At 50.3% G+C, this 7,524-nt stretch carries 5 protein-coding genes and 3 pseudogenes; 3 read left to right on the top strand and 5 right to left on the bottom strand.

Annotated features, from left to right (window positions below):
* Positions 1–417: 417 nt before the first annotated feature.
* Positions 418–2,088 carry a glutamine--tRNA ligase gene (glnS, locus tag BG74_RS01890; RefSeq protein WP_066596197.1) on the top strand — a complete coding sequence of 557 codons (1,671 nt, stop codon included), beginning with the start codon at positions 418–420 and terminating at the stop codon, positions 2,086–2,088.
* A 1,182-nt stretch (positions 2,089–3,270) separates the two neighbouring features.
* On the opposite strand, the gene fur is transcribed toward glnS, so the two are convergent.
* From fur to BG74_RS20210, 5 genes and pseudogenes are all read right to left on the bottom strand, one after another.
* Complete coding sequence (fur, locus tag BG74_RS01880) at positions 3,271–3,735, bottom strand: ferric iron uptake transcriptional regulator (RefSeq protein ID WP_066596192.1); 465 nt, start codon at positions 3,733–3,735, stop codon at positions 3,271–3,273.
* Between the two features lie 319 nt (positions 3,736–4,054).
* Positions 4,055–4,570, bottom strand: a complete 516-nt coding sequence (gene fldA, locus BG74_RS01875) for a flavodoxin FldA (protein ID WP_066596188.1) — start codon at positions 4,568–4,570, stop codon at positions 4,055–4,057.
* A gap of 323 nt (positions 4,571–4,893) precedes the next feature.
* Positions 4,894–5,054 (bottom strand): annotated as a pseudogene (gene ybfE / locus BG74_RS10085) (LexA regulated protein); the annotation flags it as partial.
* Positions 5,055–5,305: 251 nt separating this feature from the next.
* A complete protein-coding gene (locus tag BG74_RS20215) occupies positions 5,306–5,545 on the bottom strand; it encodes a hypothetical protein (protein ID WP_439895631.1) in 240 nt (79 codons plus the stop codon).
* A 27-nt stretch (positions 5,546–5,572) separates the two neighbouring features.
* The gene (locus BG74_RS20210; protein WP_439895630.1) at positions 5,573–5,830 is read right to left on the bottom strand and encodes an alpha/beta fold hydrolase; all 258 of its coding nucleotides are present in this window, start codon (positions 5,828–5,830) and stop codon (positions 5,573–5,575) included.
* 287 nt (positions 5,831–6,117) lie between these two features.
* On the opposite strand from BG74_RS20210, the pseudogene BG74_RS15890 reads away from it, so the two are divergent.
* Positions 6,118–6,596 (top strand): annotated as a pseudogene (locus tag BG74_RS15890) (replication initiation negative regulator SeqA).
* Between the two features lie 71 nt (positions 6,597–6,667).
* Positions 6,668–7,524, top strand: a pseudogene (locus BG74_RS15885) (phosphoglucomutase); the annotation flags it as partial.

The following is a 7,524-nucleotide window of genomic DNA, read 5'->3' as shown; positions in this document are numbered from 1 at the left end:
GCTTTTGGATCTCACCGGTAAGTGATCGCCAGCGGCCGCGGCGTCATCCACAACGATCTGCTTAAGCGCCTATGCTGCCGTTATGGGCGGGGCATGTTCCTTTCTTTCTCTACCTTACCGCGCTAACCATGATACCCCACGCTTTTACCCGCAATAACGTCTGCCTGTAGTCCGCAGCAGGTTACACTACCCAGAGCGCTTACCGCCCGTAATATCCGACAGTAAAACGCTCCAAGCGACTAACGGCGTGTTTTGACGATAAACCATTCCACGCTGTATATGATGCCTTAACTATACCAATCTGCTGCGCCGGTGAGCTGTAATGGAGAATTTCTCTAACAAACGATTGTATCCCGGCATAGCATGTTGGAACATAAAAGCAATGGATGTCGTGCTGTAGCGTAGAGGAATATCAACATGAGTGAGATTGGAGCTAGCCCAACGAATTTTATTCGTCAAATTATCGATGAAGATCTGGCTTCTGGTAAGCATACATCAGTGCATACCCGTTTTCCGCCGGAGCCCAATGGCTATTTGCATGTCGGCCATGCAAAATCAATTTGCCTCAATTTCGGCATCGCCCAGGATTATCAGGGTCAATGCAACTTGCGTTTCGACGATACGAATCCTGTGAAGGAGGATATGGAATATGTCGATTCCATCAAGTACGACGTGCAGTGGTTGGGTTTCAACTGGAGCGGTGACATTCACTACTCCTCCGATTATTTCGACCAGTTGCATGATTATGCGTTGGAGCTTATCGACAAAGGGCTGGCCTATGTCGACCAACTGTCGCCGGACGAAATACGCGAACATCGTGGCACGCTGACGCGTCCGGGTAAAGATAGCCCCTATCGGGATCAGAGCGTGGAAGAAAACCGCGCGCTATTCGCCAAAATGCGCAACGGCGAGTTTGCTGAAGGCAGCGCCTGCCTACGGGCGAAAATCGATATGTCCTCTCCATTTATGGTGATGCGTGACCCAGTGTTGTACCGAATTAAATTCGCCGATCATCATCAGACAGGCAATACGTGGTGCATTTATCCGATGTATGACTTTACCCACTGTATCTCCGATGCGCTGGAAGGGATAACCCATTCGTTATGCACCCTAGAGTTTCAGGATAATCGCCGGCTGTATGATTGGGTACTGGATAATATCACCATTGATGTGCATCCCCAGCAGTATGAATTTTCTCGGCTGAATCTTGGATACACTATCATGTCCAAGCGGAAGCTGAATTTGCTGGTGACGGAAAAAATTGTCGAGGGCTGGGACGATCCGCGTATGCCGACCATTTCCGGCCTGCGCCGCCGTGGTTATACGGCGGCCTCGATTCGCGAATTTTGCCGCCGCATTGGCGTAACGAAGCAGGACAATAATGTGGAAATAGCCGCGCTGGAAGCCTGTATTCGCGAAGATTTAAACGAGCGCGCGCCGCGCGCCATGGCAGTGATCGACCCCGTGCGAGTGGTCATCGAAAGCCTGCCAGCAGGGCATGAACAGGATATCGTGATGCCAAACCATCCCAATAAGCCGGAGATGGGAACCCGCCACGTCCCGTTCAGCCGCGAAATCTTTATCGATCGCGCTGATTTTCGTGAAGAAGCTAACAAGCAATACAAGCGTCTGGTGCTGGGTAAAGAAGTGCGCTTGCGTAATTCCTATGTAATTAAGGCTGAACGTGTGGAAAAAGACGCCCATGGGCAAATCACCACCATCTTCTGCCGCCACGATCCCGACACGCTGAGTAAAGATCCCGCCGACGGACAAAAGGTGAAAGGTGTGATCCACTGGGTATCGGCCCTCCGAGGCGTCGCGGCGGAGTTTCGTCTGTATGACCGGTTGTTTAGCGAGGCTAATCCGGCAGCAGTGGAAGATTTCTTCTCTACGCTGAACCCGAATTCGCTAGTCATCCGTCAGGGTTTTGTCGAAGCCGGCGTGCCGTCAGCTAACACGGGTAAACCTTTCCAGTTTGAGCGCGAAGGCTATTTTTACGCTGACAGCCGCTACTTCAGCCCCTCCCATCCGGTGTTTAACCGCACCGTGGGGCTGCGTGACACCTGGGCTGCAAAAGTCGAGATGTGATATTTACTTTCCTGCGCAGTTATCTTTTAGTGTCTGGCACATGGGGAGAGGTTACGTTGCGTTACCCCTGAATAACCTGCCGGCCGAAGGCGTCGGAGTCTACCGTCTTGCTTGCGCTGTGAAGGCTGTTCCCACAGGGTGGGGTTTCTCTCTCCGAGCCGGTAGCGTAGGAAAGTGTTTATCTTTTTCCCGTTATTCTCTATTTTTATTATTCTCTAGCCTATATAGAGTCATGATCCGCTGGTCATTGCGCTGCGTATTATCCTTTCTGCCCCCGCTGCAGCGCCTCAGGTAAGTCCTCAAGGTTATCCAAGCTATACGCGTGCGGATTGTACCTAAGACGTAGCCGATAATGGTCGGGCTTGTCAGCCCAGAGGCAGGCGTTATCTAATACATCAACCGGTGGTGCAAATCTACACAGGATTACCTTGTCACCCACCAGTTGCTTAATGCGGGATGTCAACACCTCGAACGCGGCATGTTTTTTCTCTCGACGCTGAAATAGATCCAGGAATGCACCCTCCCATCTAGCGCCTTGTGGGCATCAGTGATGAAGGGCGTCTGGCTGTGCAGAACAGCATATACAGCTTTGTCGTATGGAACGAATGTGGTATCCATCGATCGAAGCGTAGTCAGTGTCTCATGATTAATTTGTGCATAAAATTAGAGACGTGCTACCGAGCATACGTGCCGGCAACAGCGAAGATTTCGGCGCCTGCGGAGGATCCTAGTTCGCCACTGCTGAGGACGCCTTAGGGTCATCGGCGGTGAGGACGATTTCATGGACTAGCGTGTCTCGGTCGCGGCGTCGAGTTGGGAGTTTTTTTCTGGGGCGCGATGGTACGGGAGTGGGCAGCGGTGACGTTAGCAAGCGCTGCGAAGGGTTTCTTGAACACATGCTTATTTCCGGGGCAGGACCGGGCTAAGGATGATAATAATTTATCGGCATATAAACTCATTAAAGAAAGGAGTGATGGCCAAGCGGTGCGACGAAGGGGAGATATGATGGAATGGTTGAAACAGTGGGAGCAGGCCTCGGAGCAAGAACAAGAAAGAGAAAAATAGGATATTACGCGTTGTATAAGGTACGGCAAAAAACTGCTGGCGGCGTTTTCTCTTAATACTATCGTGATCGTACGGCAAGTAACCGTAACCTGACGGAGTAGAGTGGATGTTAGAATTTTACGACGTGCGGATTGGATTATCTATATCATGCAAGGTTTCATCTTCACGGCAGTCGCCTTCCGCGCAATGGCCATAAAGATAGAGACTGTGGTTGGTCAGTTTAATGTTGTGCTTTTTCGCGATGTCACGCTGACGCGCCTCGATAAAATCATCGCGAAATTCGATGACCTTGCCGCAATCCAGGCAAATCAGATGATCGTGATGGTGTTGCTGGGTGAGCTCAAAAACCGATTTGCCGCCCTCAAAATTGTGGCGGGTGACAATGCCGGCGTCATCGAACTGATTGAGTACACGGTAAACGGTGGCCAGTCCAATTTCCTCACCCATATCGATCAGTTTCTTATACAGATCTTCCGCACTGACGTGGTGGCATTCTGGGTCTTGTAACACTTCCAGGATCTTGAGCCTGGGAAGTGTTACTTTCAGGCCGGCCTTCTTTAATGCGATGTTATTGTCAGTCATGCGGGTCTGGTCCTGTTACTTGATAATCAAGTTATAAGCTAACATAATCTATAACAATCGTCGGCCAGAAAAATGTATCACTGTCTCACTATAGAATTTGCGCGGTCAAGAATGAAAAAGAGACTCATTTTCATTATAGCCCACTCAGTGGGTAAGGACTATGTTACCTCTTTAGGTTTAAAAAATCACACAAAGCGTAGTGCTTTTCTGCTTTTGGCGGAAAAAATTAAAAATTGTAGCTATCAATGTGAAAGGAATTATTTATTATTAACACAATGCGGTATCCTGCTGGCCAAGGAAGCCGGAAGGCAGTAAAGGGTTAACCTAAATTCATCTCTTTGCGAACTTGTTCGACCCAGCCGTCAACACGTTCGGCGGTGAGCTCGGGCTGCCGGTCCTCATCAATGACTAGGCCAACAAAGTGGTTATCGTCGGCCAGTCCCTTTGAAACCTCGAAATGATAGCCAGTAGTGGGCCAATGGCCGACCAAGGTGGCGCCGTGAGGTTCAATAATGCCCTGTAGGGTGCCCATCGCATCGCAGAAATACTCCGCATAATCTTCCTGATCGCCGCAGCCGAATAGCGCAACAATCTTGCTGCTGAAATCGATATCTTCCAATGTGGGGAAAAAATCATCCCAGTCGCACTGCGCTTCGCCGTAATACCATGTCGGGATACCCAGCAGCAGCCGGTCGTATTGTTCCAGATCTTCTTTGCTGCTTTTGGCGATGTCAAATACATCAGCAACACCGGTACCCAGTTGCTTTTGAATCATCTTGGCAATACTTTCGGTATTGCCGGTGTCACTGCCAAAAAAAATGCCTATCCTTGCCATGAATATAAAAACCTCATAAATATTAATGATATGTTCAATCGTTAACCTTAAGCTGATAAGGGTAATAATAGCAGACCTTTACTTAAGGAGATACCTGCCGGCGGGTTTTTTGCGTCAAATCCGCCCGCCACTATCAAACACCCGTCGCGCCGTTGCCGGCGTGATGCCTACCCACTAAGGACGGTTAGCTAAGGCAGGCTTGATCCACGACCAGCGATCAGTCTTCTTGATGCCTGTTCCACAACAATTGAGCGGCAGGCTAACGCGGGGGCCCCTCCTCCTCCCTAAGTCAGCGGTCAGCTAGAGGGGGGCCTTTTTAGCTCATCCACTCGACGCAGCTCGGGCACATTGTCGCGTCGCAGGTGGTTACGTTTATTGATTCTAAGCTGCTCATCCTGTGAAAGGGACTGGTCTTCGGTTGTCCCGGGCGGCATTCATCCGTAAATAAATCCAGCGTGGTGCGGTCCGTTTGATTTTTTTCCATAATTGATGAAGGGAATATGTAACCGTAAACGACGGGGTCTCCGGAGGGTAGCCTGAGCGCTCGCCGGTGTCCTTAGCCCTGGAGGTAGCCAGTATCCAAAAATCCGTCATCCTACCTCAGTGAGGCGGGTGGCAACAATGGCTAACTGCCTAGCCATCCTCTCCCTCATCCCTCCACCAGAAAACGAGCACCGGCAGCGCGCATCACCGCCTCAGGTTTTTCGGCATAAACCCAATGGCTGGCACTGGCCACTACGTGGGCACGGGCGTGGGGAAGTTGCTAGCGGAGAGTATCGCGATAACGGTCATCCAGATAGAAGAAATTGCCGCTGCGGACGAACAGTATCGGCCAGACCAGGGGGCCTGCGTCTGCCAGCTGATAATGTCGGCGTAGTTGTGTTTGATGCTGTCAAGAGCGAAACACCATTGTTCCTTATGGAACAATTTCAGTAAAAACTGAATGGTTCCCGGATCCTTAATATCCTGTTCCATCAGCTGCGCTGCGTCACCGTGCCTGCGTCACCCCGGCCTCATTGACGCGTGCCAGTAAGCAAAGAGAGCCGGCGCCACTTTGCCACCCATGGAATGATAGATGATACAGAGCTCAATAAGCAGCATGGCCAATAACGCCAGCATATCTCGCGCCATTGTGTCATAGCCAAGGTCGTGGTTGCGCAAATCAATTTGCATCGTGCGATAATTTTCAGTCAGCGGACGATGGGGCCAGGCCAGTACGCCCAAATTATCCAGACTGCTGAACAAATTGTGGATCAGCACCACAGTCAGACTCTATTCCGGGAGAAGTGCCGTCTACAACCGATAGTTCAATAATTGATAGTTCAATTTCATAGCGCTCCTTTTGCTACGGATAAAAATCAAGTAGCCTAGCATGAGAGTTTGGCACCATTAACGCCGCAGCAAGAAAAAACGGCGCGTAAGCCATCGGACAGATTGCCCAGTCAGACTCTGACTTTTTCACTACAACGACAGTTGGTACTGTTCTTTTCCCGGGTTTAACTTGTATAATCGGGGTGATTGATTTATGTGGAAATTAACGGATTACAATGAAAACTATTAAATTCAATGAAGATCTTTATCATTATATTGTTGGCCATACGCAGCACATTGGCGAAAGTGTCTCTGATATTTTGCGATATATACTGAAGTTCACCTGGTGCCGACGAAGCGTCAACCCCGCCCTGGCGGTGAACTTCTGCGGTAAAACCCTCAGAAAAATCTGAATCTGTTCATCCACTGCCCGAGATGTTCTCAGAAGACTATGGCTTTGCAACGCAAAATAGTGGATCGTTTTATGCTGGTGCTGATCACCCTGCACACCGTTTCGCCGAAGGTCTTCGCTATGTCTACCGAAACACTGCACGGCTATATCCGCACGTATTTTTCCGGAGACAGGCAAATGCTGTTGCAAAGCGGCCATCAGATCAAACTAAAACAGGTGTCCGGTATTCCTTATTGGGCCATTACCAATACCAATAGCGATCGCAAAAGGGGTATGATTGAATGTATTGTACTGGCGATGTAGCTCCCAACGGAGCTGATAGAAAAAGTTTGCGACACTCTTAAATTTAATTGACTAGCAACGGAGAAACACAGATGGCCAATCACCCCCGCGCCGGGCAGCCCGCCCGCCAGAGTGATTTAATCAACGTGGCACAATTAATGTCGCAATATTATGTATTCCGGCCTGAGCCAGGCAACAGCGCCCAGGCGGTAATATTTGGCACCTCGGGACACCGAGGCAGCGCAGGACGCCGTAGCTTCAACGAAGCCCACATTTTGGCCATCAGTCAGACTATCGCCGAGGAGCGCGCTAAGCAGGGTATCAAGGGACCCTGCTATGTGGGCAAAGATACTCATGTACTCTCCGAACCGGCGTTTATCTCGGTGCTGGAAGTCCTGACTGCCAACGGAGTGGAAGTGATTGTGCAAGCGGATAATGGCTATACGCCGACGCCGGCTATTTCCAATGCCATCCTGAGCCACAATCGCGCCGGCGGCGCTCAAGCCGACGGTATTATTATCACGCCTTCCCATAATCCACCAGAGGATGGTGGTATCAAGTACAATCCGCCCAATGGCGGGCCGGCCGACGCTAATGTTACCCGAGTTATTGAAGAACGCGCCAATGCGCTTTTGGCGTATAATCTGCGTGATGTCAAACGCCTGACGCTGGACAATGCCTGGCAAAGTGGCTATATCCATGCCAAAGATTTGGTGCAACCTTATGTTGAAGGGTTGGCCAGCGTGGTGGATATACTGGCTATTCAACGCACCGGGCTAAAATTGGGCGTAGATCCGCTGGGCGGCTCCGGTATCGCTTATTGGCAGCGTATTGCCGAGCATTACCGACTGGATTTAACGCTGGTTAATGAAGAGATCGATCAAACGTTCCATTTTATGCATCTCGATCATGACGGCATCATCCGTATGGACTGTTCGTCGGAATCGGC

This window comes from Sodalis-like endosymbiont of Proechinophthirus fluctus (assembly GCF_001602625.1).
In the GTDB taxonomy this organism is placed as follows: Bacteria; Pseudomonadota; Gammaproteobacteria; order Enterobacterales; family Enterobacteriaceae.
This window is presented reverse-complemented; position numbering and strand designations above follow the sequence as displayed.